Raw genomic sequence first — 15,527 nt, 5'->3', positions numbered from 1 at the left:
CTCAGCCCAGCGGCAGCGGCGGCTGCGCGGGCTCGATCCGGCCCTCGCCGCGCACGATGCGCTTGAACTCGGCGCGGCTCACCGAGACGTAGCGCTCGTTGCCGCCGATCTCCACCTGCGGCCCGTCCTGCACCGCATAGCCCTGATCGTCGACGCGCACGGTCATCGTGGCTTTCTTGCCGGTGTGGCAGATCGTCTTGATCTCGCTCAGTTCGTCCGCCCAGGCCAGCAGGTGCTGGCTGCCTTCGAACAATTCACCGCGGAAATCGGTGCGCAGGCCGTAACACAGCACCGGAATCCGCAGCGCATCGACGACCTCCGACAACTGCCACACCTGGGCGCGCGCCAGGAACTGGGCCTCGTCGACCAGCACGCAGTCGAGGCCGCCGTTCGCCTCGACCAGGCCGCGGACGCGCGCGAGCAGATCGTCGCCGCGATCGAATGCCACCGCCTCCGCCGACAGCCCGATCCGCGACGCCACCCGGCCCACACCCGCGCGGTGGTCGAGGCGCGGGGTCAGGATCGCCACCCGCATGCCGCGCTCGCGGTAGTTGTGCGCGCTCTGCAGCAGCGTGGTGGTCTTCCCGGCATTCATCGCCGAGTAGTAGAAATAGAGCTTGGCCATCGCCGAATTCTAGCCGCGCGCCGCCACACCCGGCGCGGAGCCGACGCCGCCGACCGGTACACTAGCGGGCGTTGTCCGATGTCCCCCGCGATGCACGGTCTGAACCCCCAACAAGCCGAAGCCCTCGGCCACGTCGACGGCCCGCTGCTGGTGCTCGCGGGCGCGGGCAGCGGCAAGACGCGCGTGATCGTCGAGAAGATCGCCCACCTGATCCAGTCCGGCCGCTATCCGGCCAAGCGCATCGCCGCGATCACGTTCACCAACAAGTCCGCCAAGGAAATGCGCGAGCGCATCGCCAAGCGCCTCCGCGGCGACGCCGCCGACGGGCTGACGATCTGCACCTTCCACGCCCTGGGCCTGAAGATGCTGCAGATCGACCACGCGAAGCTCGGCCTGCGCCGAGGATTCTCGATCTTCGATGCCGACGACAGCGCGGCGCAGTTCAAGGACCTGCTGCCGGGCGTGAAGCCCGACGTGATCCAGCTGATGCAGGGCCTGGTGTCGAAGGCCAAGAACGCCGGTCTCTCTCCCGTGGAGGCGCACGCGGCCGCGCGCAGCGCGCGCGAGTTCGAAGCCGCGGCGCTGTATGCGCGCTACCAGGAACGGCTGAACGCCTTCAATGCGGTGGATTTCGACGATCTGATCCGGCTGCCGGTGCAGCTGCTCGAATCCGATCCGGATGCCGTGCTGGCCTGGCGCGAGCGCATCGGTTACCTGCTGGTCGACGAATGCCAGGACACCAACGACGCGCAATACCGCCTGCTCAAGGCGATCGCCGGTCCGAAGGGCAACTTCACCTGCGTGGGCGACGACGACCAGAGCATCTACGCCTGGCGCGGCGCGAATCCGGAGAACCTGCTGCAGCTGGGCACCGACTATCCGGCCTTGCGCATCGTCAAGCTGGAACAGAACTACCGCTGCAGCAACCGCGTGCTGCGCGCGGCCAATGCGTTGATCGCGCACAACCCGCACGAACATCCGAAAACGCTGTGGAGCGCGCAGGCCGACGGCGAGCGCATCCGCATCTGGGAATGCCGCGACTCCGAGCACGAGGCCGAGCGCGTCGCCGGCGAGATCCACTTCCTGCAGACCTCGCGCCAGGTGGAGTGGAGCGAGTTCTGCATCCTGTTCCGCAGCAATCACCTGTCGCGGCCGCTGGAGAAGGCGCTGCAACTGCTGCGGGTGCCGTATCACCTCAGCGGCGGCACGGCCTTCCTCGACCGCGGCGAGGTCAAGGACGCGATGGCCTGGCTGCGCGTGCTGGCCAATCCCGACGACGACTCGGCGTTCCTGCGCGCCGTGCAGTCGCCGGCACGCGGCGTCGGCCAGACCTCGCTGGCACGCCTGGCCGAACTCGCGCGCGGCGCGGACATGCCGATGTCGCGGGCGATCGAATCGATGGGCCTGCTCAAGCAGCTGCCGCCGCGCGCGGCGAATGCGCTGAGCGAGTTCGCCGACATCGTGCGCGGGCTGCGCGCCGATGCCGGCCACATGGCGCCGGGCGATCTGGTGCGCGCGCTCAACGAGCGCTCGGGCCTGGTGGCGATGCTCAAGGCGCAGTGCAAGACCGACACGCTGTTCAACATCCGCCGCGGCAATCTCGACGAGCTGGCCGACTGGTTCGAAGGCGCCCGCGGCGCCGGCCCGGGCGAGCTGGCGTCGCAGCTGGCGCTGCTGAGCCATTCGGACAAGAGCGATCCGGGCAACCAGGTGCGGCTGATGAGCATGCACGCGGCCAAGGGACTGGAATTCCGCTACGTGTTCATCGTGGGCATGGACGACAACACCCTGCCGCACGAATCGAGCATCGACGAGGGCCGGATCGACGAGGAGCGGCGGCTGCTCTACGTCGGCATCACCCGCGCCAAGGAACAGCTGTGGCTGTCGCACCCGCGCGAAACGCAGCGCTGGGGCCAGAAGCTGCGGCTCACGCCCAGCCGCTTCTTCGACGAACTGCCGGCCGAGGAGCTGCAGCGCGACGGCGCCGATCCGGTGGCCGACGCCGCGCGCAAGCGCGAACGCGCAAACCACGGCTTCGCTTCGATCAAGGCACTGCTCGACAGCTGAGGCGTGGCGCGGGCGCCGCGTAGGCGCACGCTCACGCGCGGCGACGCGCGTCCGGCAGGCCTGCCGGAAGCGCCTGGACTAGGCGCCGGTGGTGCCGTGCGTCGGCTGCGCGACCAGGGTGTCCAGCGCCGCGCGCAGCGCGGCGACCTCGGCTTCGAGCGCCTCGACCCGCGCCGTGAGCGCGGCGTCGCCCTCCACCGCACGCGCAGCGCCCGCGGCGGCCGCGATCGCGTCGACATCGACCGGCCCGCACAGCAGATGCGCATAGCGATCCTCGCGGCGGCCGGCCGAGGGCGGAATCCGCACCACCAGCGCCTTGCCGCGCAACCGTTCGAGGTGATGGCGCGCATCCTCGGCATCGGCGAAGGAGTGCAGGCGCTCGCTGCGCGACAGCAGTTCGCCGACCGTCTGCGCGCCGCGGAGCAGCAGCAGCGCCAGCAGCACGACCTGGGGCTGCGGTAGATCGAGCCGGCTGGCGACGGTGTGTTCGTAGCGCTCGGCGCGCGAGGAGAACGACTGCCGGGCCAGCCGATGGCCTTCGAGCTGGCGCAGCGCGTGGTGCACGTCGCCATGGCTCAGGTTCAAGACCAGGTCGCGCGCGGTCTTCTGGTTGGCGGCCGCCTGCGCGGCGTTGACGGTCAGCGGATAGACGTCGGGCGTGGTGGCCTGCTTCTCGACCAGGCAGCCCAGCACCCGCGCCTCGGCGGGCGACAGGGTCGGCCAGGGGGCGGACGTGTCCATAGGCGGCACCTGCAGAAAAACGGGGCGTCAGGATGCCGGCCCGCGCAGCGGCTGTCATGTCCGGGGCGGACAGGGCCGGTAAACTCGCCGGCTCACTCGACGACGGACCTGCCATGCGCCTGAACGCACCCGCCCTGTCCCTGCTCGCGAGCGCGCTGCTGCTCGCGGCCTGCAAGCCGACCCCTGCGCCCGACGCGGCCGCTTCCGCCGCCGTCGCCGGCCCCACGGCCACCGCCGCCGCGCAGACGCCGGCCGCGACCGATCCCAACGACAATCTCAATGCCGTGTTGTGGATCCAGCGTTCCGAGGAGTACCGCGCCAACAGCCTGTCCATCTTCCGCGCCGCGGCCGAGCAGCTCGACCGCGCGATCGCCGAGCCCAACTGGGATGCCCTCGTGCCCCAGGAGCGCGAACTGATCGGTGATGCGACCGCGCTGCCGCCCGCGGTGATCATGGACATCGACGAAACCGTGCTCGACAACTCGCCCTACCAGGCCCGGCTGATCCAGAACGGGCTGGAGTACGACGAGGTCACCTGGGCCGAGTGGGTGGCCGAGAAGAAGGCCCGACCGGTGCCGGGCGTGCTGGAGTTCGCGCGCGCGGCCGAGGCCAAGGGCGTGACCATCCTCTATCTGTCCAACCGCGCCCAGCACCTGCAGGAGGCGACGCTCGCCAGCCTGCGCGCCGAAGGCCTGCCGGTGAAGGACGACAGCGTGTTCCTGGGGCTGGGCATGCACGTCGAGGGCTGCGAGCAGCACGGCAGCGAGAAGACCTGCCGCCGCCGCGTCGCCGGCCGCGACTACCGCGTGCTGATGCAGTTCGGCGACCAGCTCGGCGACTTCGTCGACATCCTCGCCAACACCCCCGAGGCCCGCGGCCAGCTGCTCGAGGACTACGGCGACTGGTTCGGCGAACGCTGGTGGATGCTGGCCAATCCGAGCTACGGCGGCTGGGAGCCGGCGCAGTTCAACAATGCCTGGGAGCAGCCGGCCACCGCGCGGCGTGAGGCGAAACGCGCGGCGCTGCTGCTGGATCAATAGTTGGATCAATCGGTTATGTCGTCTTTCTAGCGTATTGCATTACATGCGGGGGCGGGGTAGCCTGCGCCCGCTGTATCCATGTCCTCCGGCCCTGCCGGCTCGAAAGGGAGACCCCGCGTCTCCCTTTTTTTTGGTCTGCGACCCGCGTTCCAGAACCGGCGTGTCCTAGGGCCGGCCCCAGGGTGCAGGCGCGCCCGCGGCGTCTAGGCTCGGGCTGTCATCGTCCGCCCGCGCCCGCGCTCCAACGCTGCGTGTGCGGTTCCCTGCGCCCGGGAGGCAACGCCGTGTCCCTGTCCATCGGAGGCCTTTCGCCGTCACGGCTCCTGTCGGGCCTGGGGCTCACTCCGCCGGCGCCTCCGTCGCTGCGCAGTGCCTTTCCGGACGGCATGCGGTCCATGACGATGCAGACCGCGAGCCAGGTGTTTCCCAGCGTCAATTTCCAGTCGGCCGGGCCCCCGGCCGGTGCGCTGCCCGGCGGCCCGGGCCTGCAGCTGCCGCTGCCCGGCGGACAGACGCTGACGCTCCCGGGCCCGCCGGTTCCAGGCGGTGGTACGGCCGCTCAGGGGCCGGCAGGCGGGATGCCTTCGATGCCCTCCATGCCCTCGGCGCCGACGGGTCCGCCTGGCGCTGCGGTGGCCGCCACCGCCCCCGGCCAGCTGCTCGGCAACGCCGCCGACGCCGTCCGCAATCTGCTCCCGTCCGCGCCCCCGCCCGGCCCACCAGCGCAGGCGGCCACCGCAGCGACGCCGTCCACGGCGGGCCCCGCGCTTCCGTCCGCGCTCGCCCAAGCGACGGCGCTACCGGGTCGGGCCGTGCCGGCCGCGACGGCGGCGGCCCCGGCACTCGCCGGCGCCGCACCCACCCCCGTCGCTGCGCCCGCGTCCGCAGCCATGCCGCCCGCGACGGCCGGCGTCCAAAGCCCGGCCGGGCTGCAGGGGCCAGCGCAGCCGCCCACGTTGGCCGCGCCACTCCCCTCCGCTGCAGCCCCGGCCGCGACGACCGCCGCGGCGGCCTCCACCCCGGCCGCGCCGGTCGCTACCACGTCGCCGGTTCCTGCCGGGCCGGGGCTGCAGGCCGGCCGCGGCGAGGCCGTCACCGCCGCGCCCCCACCGGCGATGGATCGGGCCGTGGCCCCGCCGGCGCCCGCCACGCAGGCGCTGGCGCAGGCGACGCCGGCCGGACCCGGCCTGGCGGCGGTGCCACTGGCCGTCGCTGCGCTTCAGGCCCCGGCCGGCACCGCGGTCGCCAATGCGGTCGCGCCCGCCGGCAATCCGCAGGCGACGGCGCCGGTCGCCGGTGACCTGGGCGGCCCCTCGCGGGCGGAACTCATCGCCACCGGCGTCTACACCGCCGAGGGCCCCGGCCTGCGTCGGCGACAGCGCCTGCGCATCGGCCCCGAGGCGATCGGGGCCTGGTTGCTGGCGCTTCGCCAAGGCCAGCCCCTGCTGGTGCGGCCGTACGACGACACGCCGCGCGAGATCGCGCGCGCCATGCAGTGGGTGTTCTGGACACTCGCTCTGGTGGCCTACGGCTGCCTGGCGGCCGTGCTCGCGACGTTCCTGCTCGCCAGCGGCGACCCGATCGTCGCGCCGACGTTGCGCCGCTGGAGCGGTGAGCTCGCCCTGGTGGGGCTCGCGGCCGCGGCAGGCGCGTGGTGGTTCGCACGCGCCCTGACCCGCCCGGCGCGGCGCGGCCCGATGTCGGAGGACTAAAGGCGCGTTGCCCGCGCGGCGGCGGCGGAGGCGGCTCAGCGCGCGACCAGCCCGCCCTCTCCGAGCGTCAACCGCTGCAGGTCCACGCCATGCACCTGAAGACTGCGCTGCACGCCCGACGCAAGTGCGGCCAGCGCCTGCCGGTCGCCCTGACGTTTGAGGCTCTGATAGGACAGGGCCGAGACCATCGTCAGATAGGCCGTGCGTTCGGCCTGGGCCTGCTTGGCCGCGTCGCTCATGGCCGCGAGTTCCGGAACGGCGGCCAGCGGCCCGATCAACTGCCGACGCACCGCGCGTTGCCCCTCCGGCGACGCGCGCGAGTCGCGGTCGTTGGCCACCTCCCACGAAATCAGCAGATGCGCTGCCAGCACGTCGCCGAGATTGTGGGGGTCGTAGCCGTAGCGCCTCAGGATGGCGTCGAACTCGCGCATCATCTCGCCCGAGCCGATCACTTTGTCGAGATCGGCGATCTGGGCCTGCGTCCGCCCGAACGCGCGGATCGTGTCCTGCTGGACGCGCGCGCTGACCGCGGGATCACGGGTGAACGCCAGCGCCGCGCGCGCCGCCGGCGCCACGTCGCTCGGCGCCGGTCGCGCGACCGCCTGCTGCAGCGCGCGTGCCACGCCGGCGTCGCCCGACTGTGCGTGCACCGGCGCCACGCCGGCCAGCAGCAGGCACATCAATAGCGCGACCAGACGATCACGCACGGCAGAGGGGATGGACAGCATGGCAGTCTCCTTGGGCTGCGAATCAGCGCGCGACGAAGCCGTCTTCGCCGAGATCGAAACGGGCCAGATCGTTGCCCGACTGGCGCTGGAAATCCTCACGAATCCCGGCGCGGAACCGGGCCAGGGCCGTGGCATCGCCTTCGGCCTCGAGGCGCCGGGCCTCGTGCGTGATCGCGGCGGCGACCAGCTCCAGAATGCGTCGCTCTCGGGCCGTGTCGCTGCGGGCCGTCGCAACGCCCGGGGCCTGGGCGGCCATCTGCCGGCGCAAGCCCTGGGCCCGTCGTGCGGACGCGGCCTCACCGTTCACCGCTTCCCAGCCGCTCACGAACAGCACGACATTGGCCGATGCCAGTGCATCGGGTTCGAGCCCGAACGCCGCATAGCGCTCGCGGACGAGCGCATCCGCTTGCCCGGACGCCAGGAATCCCGGGACGTCGTGCAACGGCGTGCGCAGCAGCTCCGTATGGCCCAGCGCGAAGTCCCGGTCCACACCCTGCAGGCGCGATGCGGTGCGTGCCTGCGCCCCGGACCGCTCGAGGCTTTCGTAACCGGCGGTGTAGGCGCGCATGAAGTCGGCCGCCAGGGCCGGGTCGGTGGCCGGCGATGTCTCGGCCTCGGACGACCCGGCGCCGCGCGAACATCCCGGCGCGGCCACCACGACCAGCAACAGGAGCCACAGCGAAGCGCGCATCTCAGTCCGATCCCGCTTGTGCATCACGACGACCCCGCTCGAACGCCCAGGCATCGGCCTGGACGCGTCCGTTGCGCGTGCGGCGCTCGGCGTACTCGCGCGCGAGTGCATCAAGTCGAGCGCCGCGTGCCGGCGTGTCCGCCGCCTCGGCGGCGCGGGCGTCCGCGTCCGCTTCGACGTCTTCTTCGGTCTGCATCGTGTTGCGCATGGTCGACTGCGACAACGCGGTGAACCCGTGGCCCATGCCGAGTTGTTGCGAGGCGCCGGCGTCCCATTGCGCGACAGCGCCGCGCGGCAACGCGACCGATACCAGCACCAGCACCGCACATACCGCCCATACGTTGAGTCCGCGCATCTGCCTCGTCTCCTCTTCCTGATGGCCGATCGCCATAGTTCCCGCTCTGCGATGAACCCGGCAAAAAAAACGGCCCCGCAGGGCCGTTTTTCCGCACGATCCGATGATCAGGTCTTGCGCGCGTTGGCGGTGAGACCTTCGCCGATCGACTTGATCGCCGTGGCGACGGTGTTCGACAGCATGCTGAAGAGCTGCGACTGCGCCTGGAACTCGGTCTGCGCGGTCATGAATTCCTTGGACTGCTTGCCCGCACCTTCCATCGTATCGACCGCCGACTGCATCTTCTCGGCAATGTCGCCGAGCATCATGCCCATGGCCTTGGCAAGGGCCACGAGCCAGCTTTCACCCTCGCCGCCGCCCGATTCGCCCAGGCCGCGGATACCCGCGCTGGCGAGGTCCGATGAGAAATTGAAATTGAAATCCACCGACATGGTCTATCTCCTCAGTTGAATGGCAAACATCGAAAGCGGATTCGTCATGCGGTCGCATCCTGTGTGCGGCCTGGAACTCTCTGGACTCGATCCTCCTGCGATGCGCGAGGTGCCACAACTAGGGCGTACCCCTAGTCGGCGCGTTCAGCGCCCGACCGGCTGCCCCTTGAGCGCTGCGGCCACGTGCGCCGGCATCGCATCCGGCCCGGGTGCCGCGGGTTCGCTCGCTGCACCGGCCTGCTGGCTCAACCATTCGCGCGCTTCGCTCTCACCCCGCTCGCGCGAGATGCGTGCGAATTCCATCGCTTTCTTGACCGAATCGTTCTGCAGCACGGCGAACGTGCGTTCGAACGCGCTGCTGGCCGACTGGCCGCCGGCCTGATCCATCAGGCCATGCTGCTGCAGCAGGCCGATGGTCTCCGACACGCTGGCCTGCAGCCGGGACGGATCGACCGGCGTGTCCAGGGTGCGCGGATCGTCGAGCGCTTCATGCAGCCGGGCCATCATGCTGTCGCGGTCGCCGGCATCCAGGCCGCGTTGCTCCCCGAGGATCGCTTCGAAACGCCGCAGCAGGGCGGCGCGCATCTCGTCGGGTGTGGAAGGCGCATCGTGTTGGGCGGACATGGACAACTCCTGGATTCGACGGCGACCCGATCGGGCACCCTCGCATGATCGGACAGGCTCGCGTTACGTGCGTGTGCAGCCGTCCGTCGGAACGACCTCGACACGCGGCGCACGGACTCACCCTGCGCCGCGTGTCCGGCCTCACATCGCTGGCGCGTTGCGGACCGCAGTCAGCGAATCCACCATGCGCCGCGCATCTGCACCTTCGCGCTCCCCCATCTCCCGCGCCCGGGTGCCGATCCAGGCATCCGCGACCTCCCGGCCGTCCTCGGCCACGCGCTGTTCGTACTCGGGCACGAGCGCCTTGAGCTCCTGCTGCACGGCATCGAGCCGCTCGTCCATGTGCCGGATCAAGGTGTTCTCGTCGTCGGCATCGATCGCGCCCTGCTCGCGCAGCTGCGCCAGGCCTTCGATCCACGCCTGGCGCTGCGCCTGCGTGTCGTACTGCATGGATCAGCGGCCGCCGATGTTGAAGTTGAAATTGAAGCCGCCCTTGAAGCCCTCGCTCACCGCATCCTGTGCGGACTGCGGCAGGCCCAGCGACTGGAACATGCCGTCCATCGCCGAATTGAAGAGCTGACCCACGAGGTCGCCGATGAAGTTGCCGATGAGGCTGCCGAGCGGGCCGCCGAGGGCGGTGCCGACCAGGTTGCCGATGCCGGAAAAGACGTCGCTGGACATGATGGAGCTCCTGTGTCGTTTGAAGGAAGGATCAAGCAAGACATCGTGCGCGGCGGGGTGTGTCGCGGCCCGTTTCGCGGCTGCAGGCAGAGTCTGCGACGATCACGACGCCTGGACAGCTAGGTCGTACCCCATCTAGGGCCGTCCCTAGCGACAGGCGTCGCGGATCGCGCGATAAGGACCGCCATGCACCCGTCCTCGCCACCGGCACCTGCCGTCCCCCGGATCGACGCGCGTGATCTGCCGCGCGGTGGCCGTGACTATCCCGACGTCGTCGAGCTGCAGACGCGCCGCATGCGCCTGTGCCGGTTCGGGTTCCGCCACACGTTCGATCTGCTGCACCTGGGCCGCGAGGAGCGCGTGACCCGCATGCTGCTCGACGATCCGGTGTCGAGTCTCGAAGACGCGATGGGTCTGGTGGTCTGGGCCAACACGCTCTATCGCGAACGCCCGGGCCTCGGCCTGTGGCACACCAGCGACCGGAACGGCCGGTTTCTGGGACTGTTCTCGCTGACGCCCAGCGGCGTCGATGGCGACATCGCCATCGGTGTACGCCTGCTGCCGTCCGCCTGGGGCCGCGGCTATGCGATCGAGGGCGGGGCCGCGCTGTGCGCCCATGCGTTCTCGTCCCTCGGCCTGCCCGCCCTGATCGCCCAGTGCGCTCCACACAACCGGTCGGTGCCGCCGCTGCTGCTGCGTCTGGGCTTCGAGGAGACGGAAGGCGGCACGCAGTTCGGCAATGCCGCGCGCCGCTTCCGTCTGCAGCAGCCGGCCTGGCGCGGACTCGGCCCACGGCCGCGCCGGGCATCGCGACCCCTCGACGACGCCCGGCTCGAGGACTGAGACGGGCCTCAGGCGCGTGACGGCCGATCGACGAGCTGGATGATCCGGCCGATCCCGTACAGCACCGTGCCGCCGAGAACGCCGGCCGTCGCGGTCCAGCCGAGCCAGGGCAAGGCCGCATCGCCGGCGGACCGGGTGAGCAGCAGCGCCGCACACACCAGCCCGGCGATCAGTGCGTACAGGCCGGCTTCCAGGCAGCGGTTGGTCAGCCCGAGCCGCGACGTGCGCGCCGGCCGTGCAGGGGCGGTCGTGCCGGGGCGGCCGGGTGCGGCGCCTGCCTCGCGCCGGCCCTCAACCATGGAAGTGCGGATCGATCGTCAGCGTGCCGAGGTTGCGTTCGGCGAAACGCTTCGTCAGCTGCGGGCCCGCCTCGCGGATGGCGTCGAAACTGTCGCGCGAGCGGCTGTCGGCGCGCAGCACCCAGCCGTCGCCGTCGCGGCTGAGCAGCAGATCCGTGCCCGGCAGGGTCGCGTCGTGCATCCGCAGCAGCACCTGACCGTCGCCGGCGTGGTGCGCATCGTGGACCGCCAGCTGGCGGACGTGCCGTTCCATCATCTCCATCAACTGGCCCGGATCCCCCGGCGGCGCGGCCGGCGCCGGCACGTGGTGGCCGTCGCGCAGGGCCATCTGCGCCTGCAGCATCGCTGCCGATTCGGCGGAGGGCAGGTGCGACGACGACGTCCCAGGTTCGTGCTGCTGGCGGAACGTGCGTGCGTCGACGACGTCGTCCACCGACTGCCGCGATTTGAGCGCCTCGTGCTGGCCGGCGCGATCGGCCAGCAGCGACTCGTCGGACTCGCCTGCGGCCGACAGCGCATCGGCACCGCCTTCGCTGCCCGGATGCTGCGGCCCGCCGGGCTCGCTGCGCGTCTGCTGCATCAGCGAGCGGAACCGGTCGACGGACTCGCGTGCGGGGGTCTCGCGGACGTCGCCTCTGGCCTGGCGATCGACCTGACGGTTCCGCGCCGACTGCTCGGGCGGGCGCACCGAAGGCTCACTGCTGCGCTGTACGGTCATGGGAAGTCCTCGTCTCAATGTCGGGCCGTGTGCCGCGCCTGGAGCAGGTCGTCGTTGAGCGCCTCCTCCCGACGGGCCTGCAGGCCGCGTTGCTCGTCGCGCCAGAGCTCACGCCGTTTCTCCAGCGCATCCTCGCGCGCCTTGGCCCGGAAGAACGCCGTACGCGCCTCGTCCAGTGCGGCCTCGGCCTGGCGCAGCGCGTCTTCGGCCGTCGCCAGGCGCTGCCGTGCGGCGACGATCCGCTCGCCCAGCAGGTCGATATGGGCTTCGCGCTGCGCCATTGCACCGGGCCAGGCGACACCGGGCGGCGGCGCATCGAGCAAGCGCGCACGATGGGCGACGCGCTCGGTCTCCAGCCCGGTGATCTCGCCTTCGATCCGCGTACAGGCGTCGCGGCACTGCGCCACGCCACGCTGCCGCTCCAGCACCACCTGGTGCGCCGCCGTGGTGCGGTGGGCACGCAGTTGCAGCAGGGTCTGCAGCGGATAGCGCTTCATTTGAACAGGCTCCGCAGCGCCTGCGACGACGTGTCGAACGGCACCAGATCGTGCTCGCCCTGCTGCAGCAGGGCCCGGATCGGCGCGATCTTCTCGATCGCGATGTCGGCTTCGGGATCGGTGCCGCGCTTGTATTCGCCCAGCTGCAGCAGCAGCTCGATGTCCTGGTACTTGGCCAGATATTTGCGCAGCTGGCCGGCGGCCAGCAGATGCGGCTTGTCCACCACGCGCGGCATCGTGCGGCTGAGGCTGGTGAGCACGTCGATCGCCGGATAGTGGTACGCAGCCGCGAGCTTGCGTGACAGCACGATGTGACCGTCGAGGATGGAGCGCACTTCCTCGACGATCGGATCACCGCCGTCCTCGTCCTCGGCGAGCACGGTGTAGAACGCGGTGATCGAGCCGTGGGCATTGTTGCCCGCACGCTCGAACAGCCGCGGCAAGGCACTGAACACCGAGGGCGGAAAGCCGCGGCGCGCCGGCGGCTCGCCGATCGCCAGGCCGACATCGCGCAGTGCACGCGCGAACCGGGTGACCGAATCGACCAGCAGCAGCACGCGCTTGCCGCGGTCGCGGAAGTGCTCGGCGATCGCGGTGCCCACCCACGCCGCGCGGCTGCGCTCGAGCGCGGGCCGGTCCGAGGTGGCGACCACGATCACCGACTTCGCCAGACCGTCGGCGCCCAGATTGTCGTGGATGAATTCGTTGACCTCGCGCCCGCGCTCGCCGACGAGCACGATCACGTTGACGTCGGCGTCGCCGCCGCGCGCCAGCATGCCCAGCAGCGTGCTCTTGCCACCGCCGGCGACGGCGAAGATGCCGATGCGCTGGCCTTCACCGGCGGTGATCACGGTGTCGATCGCGCGCACGCCGGTCGCGAACGGGCGTTCGATCAGGGTGCGCTCGAGCGGATTGGGCGATGCGGCATAGATCGGCGCGTCCACCGTCTGGCCCAGCGGGCCCCGGTTGTCGATGGGCGCGCCGTGGGCATCGAGGATGCGGCCGAGCACGCCGTCGCCGACCGCGATCGACGCCTGCTTGCCGGTGGCGTATACCTCGGTGGTCGCGGCGATGCCGTCGAGCGGACCGAGCGGCGTGAGCAGCGTGTGCTGGCGGGCGACGCCGACGACCTCGGCCGCCAGCTCGAAGCGGTCGGGACCGGTGTCACCCGGATTGCGCAGGTGACAGAGCTCGCCGATGGCCGCGCGCAGGCCGGTCGCCTTGATCAGCGTGCCGTAGGCTTCGCTGACGCGTCCGACACGCTCGATCGCCTGTACCTGCCCGAGCGCGTGCAGCAGCGGATCGGCCGCAGCGTCCACGCGCACGGCGTCCAGCGGCGACGTCGCGAGTGACGGATTCACGCCGGACCCGCCGTGCTCGCCTGGGCCAGTGCGGCGCGAATCGCCTCGATCTGCTGGCTGACGCCCGCGCGCACCTCACCGGCTTCCGACACCACGATGCAGCTCAGCGGATCGAGGCTTTCGTCGTCGACCAGCTCGATCACGCCCACGCCCGGGTGCGCCTGGCGCACCGCGCCCAGACCCTGCTCGACGCTGTCGCGCGCGGTGGGGTGCACGCGGATCATCAAGAACTGCTCCGCCTGCGCGGACTCGACCGCACGCATGACCAGCGGAGGCACCACCTGCGACGGATCGAACTGGGGTGCGATGCGCGCGACGATCGCGCAGGCCAGATCGCCGATCCGCCCGACGGCGTCACCGAGCACGCGCGCGCGGCGTTCGTTGAGCGATGCCAGCTGCTCGGTCATCTGCTGCTTGACCCGATCGAGGCCCTCGGCGAACCCGTCGGCATAGCCCTGTTCGCGCGCCGCCTGCACCTCGGCGCCCGCCGACTCGTAGAGCGCGTTGACGCGGGCGAGCAGCGCATCGATCTCCGACAACGCCTGCCATTCCTCCGCGCGCACGATGCGCGCCGAGACCGCGCGCTGGAACCGGCGGGTTTCGAACACGGTCGCGGCGCCTGTGCTGCGCGATACGGGAGAGGACACGGTCGACATGCGCGTTTCCGGTTTCGGCCCGACGCTCAGGCAGCGACAGCGCGGGACTGGTGATGGGTGTGGACGACGAGCACCGGCTTCTCCGGCAGATGCGCCGGTGGCAGTGCCGCGGGCGGATCGAGCAGCCGTGCCCATTCGGCGAGTACGGGATCCCGCTGGCCGGCCCAGGTCTGCAGTTCGGCGCGCCCCTGCAGATCGAGCACGGGGCCCAGCGCGGCCTCCAGCTCGCCCGACCGGTGCAACGCATCGGTCAGGTTCGCTGCGAGTCGTGTCTGCACGGCGCTGTCCACCTTGCCGTCCCAAACACTGCGATCCAGGGCCAGCAGATAGCCGTTGCCGAGCGCGGCCTTCAACCGGCGCACCGGTTCACGCCCGATCTCGGCCCGGATCGCCGGCGCATAGGCCAGCGTGCCGAGATCGCGGTGCAGGGCATCGAGGCGCCGCCGGTTCCAGCGCCGCATCAGCGCACGCGTGGCGGCCGGGTCCGGCGACGGTGCGAGCAGACGCGACGCCGGGCCGGTGGCGAGCGTACGCGCGAGCAGGCGGCGACCGAGCGCGCTGCCGGCGGCACGTGCGCGCAGCGTCGCATCGGGCGCGTCGGCATGCCCGCCGTACCAGGCGGGATCCACCTCGGCCAGCAGCCTCTGCAGGCTCATCGGTGCCTCAGCCCTGCCAGCGTTTCGGCGCCGGCGCCTCGCTGACCGGCACAGTGCGTGTGCGCAAGCGGCTACCGAAGGCCAGCAGCAATCCGATGCCGACGACAATCAGGGCCGCGATGCCGATCGCCATCGGGCTCATCGCCGACAGGGCCATCGACGCGCCACCACTCTGTCCGGCCTCGGGCGGCGCCGGCATGGCGACGAATTTCACCGACACCTGGTTGATGTCGGTCAGCCCCTCGACGCCGTCCTTGACCACGATCTTGATGTCGGCCTCGCGGTCGCGAACGCTGGCGCCCGGCTGTTCGAACACCCACACCGCGGCCGACGTCTTGCCGGTCGATCCGCCCAGCGGATCGCGCTCGGGCAGGGCGATGTGCACGCGCGCATTGGCGACGCCGGGCAGCATCGTCAGGGTGTGGGCGATCTCCTGCTGCAGCCCGTGGATGTAGCGCGCGCGCTCATCGGTGGCCGACGAGGCGAAGCCTTCCTTCTTGAAGATGTCGCCGAGCGTCTGGAACCGCTCGCGCGGCAGGCCGCGCGCGCTGAGCACGGCCATCGCCTGCGGGATGTCGCTGTCGGCGACGACGACGTCCCAGCCCACCTTGGTGGCGGAGGGTTTCTTCTTGGCCTGGATGCCGGAGCCGAGCAGCGCGCCCATGACCTCGTTGGCCTGGCGCTCGTCCATCGCACTGTAGAGCGCACTGCCGCTGCAGGCCGCGAGCACCCAGCATGCCAGCAGCACGCACAGCGCGCGCACCCATCGTCCACGGTTGCCCTTGCCCATACCGCTCACCTC

Annotated in this window: 20 protein-coding genes; 4 read left to right on the top strand and 16 right to left on the bottom strand. The window is 71.0% G+C overall.

All coding sequences use genetic code 11. The annotated features are described in order from the left end of the window. Position 1 precedes the first annotated feature (1 nt). Positions 2-625: a thymidine kinase gene (locus PQS31_RS15550; RefSeq protein ID WP_272763686.1), complete on the bottom strand. Its 624-nt coding sequence runs from the start codon at positions 623-625 to the stop codon at positions 2-4. 90 nt (positions 626-715) lie between these two features. Here PQS31_RS15550 and PQS31_RS15545 point away from each other — a divergent pair, with 90 nt between their 5' ends. After that, positions 716-2,692: a UvrD-helicase domain-containing protein gene (locus tag PQS31_RS15545; RefSeq protein ID WP_272763716.1), complete on the top strand. Its 1,977-nt coding sequence runs from the start codon at positions 716-718 to the stop codon at positions 2,690-2,692. Between the two features lie 78 nt (positions 2,693-2,770). On the opposite strand, the gene PQS31_RS15540 is transcribed toward PQS31_RS15545, so the two are convergent. Beyond that, complete coding sequence (locus PQS31_RS15540; protein WP_272763685.1) at positions 2,771-3,433, bottom strand: DUF480 domain-containing protein; 663 nt, start codon at positions 3,431-3,433, stop codon at positions 2,771-2,773. A gap of 113 nt (positions 3,434-3,546) precedes the next feature. Here PQS31_RS15540 and PQS31_RS15535 point away from each other — a divergent pair, with 113 nt between their 5' ends. Both PQS31_RS15535 and PQS31_RS15530 read left to right on the top strand, forming a co-directional pair. Further along, positions 3,547-4,473 (top strand): 5'-nucleotidase, lipoprotein e(P4) family, encoded by a 927-nt coding sequence (locus PQS31_RS15535; RefSeq protein ID WP_272763683.1) that lies wholly within the window; start codon positions 3,547-3,549, stop codon positions 4,471-4,473. A 1,127-nt stretch (positions 4,474-5,600) separates the two neighbouring features. Then, positions 5,601-6,185: a hypothetical protein gene (locus PQS31_RS15530; RefSeq protein WP_272763682.1), complete on the top strand. Its 585-nt coding sequence runs from the start codon at positions 5,601-5,603 to the stop codon at positions 6,183-6,185. 35 nt (positions 6,186-6,220) lie between these two features. Here the strand turns inward: PQS31_RS15530 and PQS31_RS15525 are convergent, their stop codons facing one another. From PQS31_RS15525 to PQS31_RS15495, 7 genes are all read right to left on the bottom strand, one after another. After that, a complete protein-coding gene (locus tag PQS31_RS15525) occupies positions 6,221-6,913 on the bottom strand; it encodes a DUF6683 family protein (protein ID WP_272763680.1) in 693 nt (230 codons plus the stop codon). A 22-nt stretch (positions 6,914-6,935) separates the two neighbouring features. After that, positions 6,936-7,604 (bottom strand): hypothetical protein, encoded by a 669-nt coding sequence (locus tag PQS31_RS15520; protein ID WP_272763679.1) that lies wholly within the window; start codon positions 7,602-7,604, stop codon positions 6,936-6,938. Between the two features lies 1 nt (position 7,605). Next, positions 7,606-7,959 (bottom strand): hypothetical protein, encoded by a 354-nt coding sequence (locus tag PQS31_RS15515; RefSeq protein ID WP_272763678.1) that lies wholly within the window; start codon positions 7,957-7,959, stop codon positions 7,606-7,608. A 107-nt stretch (positions 7,960-8,066) separates the two neighbouring features. After that, a complete protein-coding gene (locus tag PQS31_RS15510; RefSeq protein ID WP_272763677.1) occupies positions 8,067-8,390 on the bottom strand; it encodes a hypothetical protein in 324 nt (107 codons plus the stop codon). A gap of 144 nt (positions 8,391-8,534) precedes the next feature. Continuing rightward, complete coding sequence (locus PQS31_RS15505; RefSeq protein ID WP_272763676.1) at positions 8,535-9,014, bottom strand: hypothetical protein; 480 nt, start codon at positions 9,012-9,014, stop codon at positions 8,535-8,537. 141 nt (positions 9,015-9,155) lie between these two features. After that, positions 9,156-9,464, bottom strand: a complete 309-nt coding sequence (locus PQS31_RS15500; protein WP_096210089.1) for a hypothetical protein — start codon at positions 9,462-9,464, stop codon at positions 9,156-9,158. Between the two features lie 3 nt (positions 9,465-9,467). Beyond that, on the bottom strand, positions 9,468-9,695 hold the full coding sequence (locus tag PQS31_RS15495; protein WP_272763674.1) for a hypothetical protein: 228 nt from the start codon (positions 9,693-9,695) through the stop codon (positions 9,468-9,470). Between the two features lie 186 nt (positions 9,696-9,881). Here PQS31_RS15495 and PQS31_RS15490 point away from each other — a divergent pair, with 186 nt between their 5' ends. Then, complete coding sequence (locus PQS31_RS15490; protein ID WP_272763672.1) at positions 9,882-10,538, top strand: GNAT family N-acetyltransferase; 657 nt, start codon at positions 9,882-9,884, stop codon at positions 10,536-10,538. Positions 10,539-10,546: 8 nt separating this feature from the next. Here PQS31_RS15490 and PQS31_RS15485 read toward each other — a convergent pair whose 3' ends face one another. Genes PQS31_RS15485 through PQS31_RS15455 form a run of 7 tightly spaced genes read right to left on the bottom strand, consistent with a single transcriptional unit; the run spans position 10,547 to position 15,515 of the window. Beyond that, positions 10,547-10,837, bottom strand: coding sequence for a hypothetical protein (locus PQS31_RS15485; protein WP_272763671.1), 291 nt, complete (start codon positions 10,835-10,837; stop codon positions 10,547-10,549). After that, positions 10,830-11,555 carry a hypothetical protein gene (locus tag PQS31_RS15480; protein ID WP_272763670.1) on the bottom strand — a complete coding sequence of 242 codons (726 nt, stop codon included), beginning with the start codon at positions 11,553-11,555 and terminating at the stop codon, positions 10,830-10,832. The genes PQS31_RS15485 and PQS31_RS15480 overlap by 8 nt, the downstream gene beginning before the upstream one ends. 14 nt (positions 11,556-11,569) lie before the next feature. Then, positions 11,570-12,052, bottom strand: coding sequence for a hypothetical protein (locus PQS31_RS15475; protein WP_272763669.1), 483 nt, complete (start codon positions 12,050-12,052; stop codon positions 11,570-11,572). Further along, on the bottom strand, positions 12,049-13,413 hold the full coding sequence (locus tag PQS31_RS15470) for a FliI/YscN family ATPase (RefSeq protein ID WP_272763668.1): 1,365 nt from the start codon (positions 13,411-13,413) through the stop codon (positions 12,049-12,051). Before PQS31_RS15470 ends, PQS31_RS15475 begins: the two co-directional genes overlap by 4 nt. Further along, entirely contained in the window at positions 13,410-14,069 is a 660-nt protein-coding gene (locus PQS31_RS15465) for a FliH/SctL family protein (protein WP_272763667.1), read from the bottom strand. The genes PQS31_RS15470 and PQS31_RS15465 overlap by 4 nt, the downstream gene beginning before the upstream one ends. Before the next feature lie 26 nt (positions 14,070-14,095). Next, on the bottom strand, positions 14,096-14,725 hold the full coding sequence (locus PQS31_RS15460) for a hypothetical protein (protein ID WP_272763666.1): 630 nt from the start codon (positions 14,723-14,725) through the stop codon (positions 14,096-14,098). Between the two features lie 7 nt (positions 14,726-14,732). Next, entirely contained in the window at positions 14,733-15,515 is a 783-nt protein-coding gene (locus PQS31_RS15455) for an EscJ/YscJ/HrcJ family type III secretion inner membrane ring protein (RefSeq protein WP_272763665.1), read from the bottom strand. Between the last annotated feature and the right edge of the window lie 12 nt (positions 15,516-15,527).

This window comes from Luteimonas sp. BLCC-B24, from assembly GCF_028550595.1.
In the GTDB taxonomy this organism is placed as follows: domain Bacteria; phylum Pseudomonadota; class Gammaproteobacteria; order Xanthomonadales; family Xanthomonadaceae; genus Luteimonas.
The sequence above is the reverse complement of the archived record's forward strand: the minus strand, read 5'-3'. Positions and strand labels throughout refer to the sequence as shown.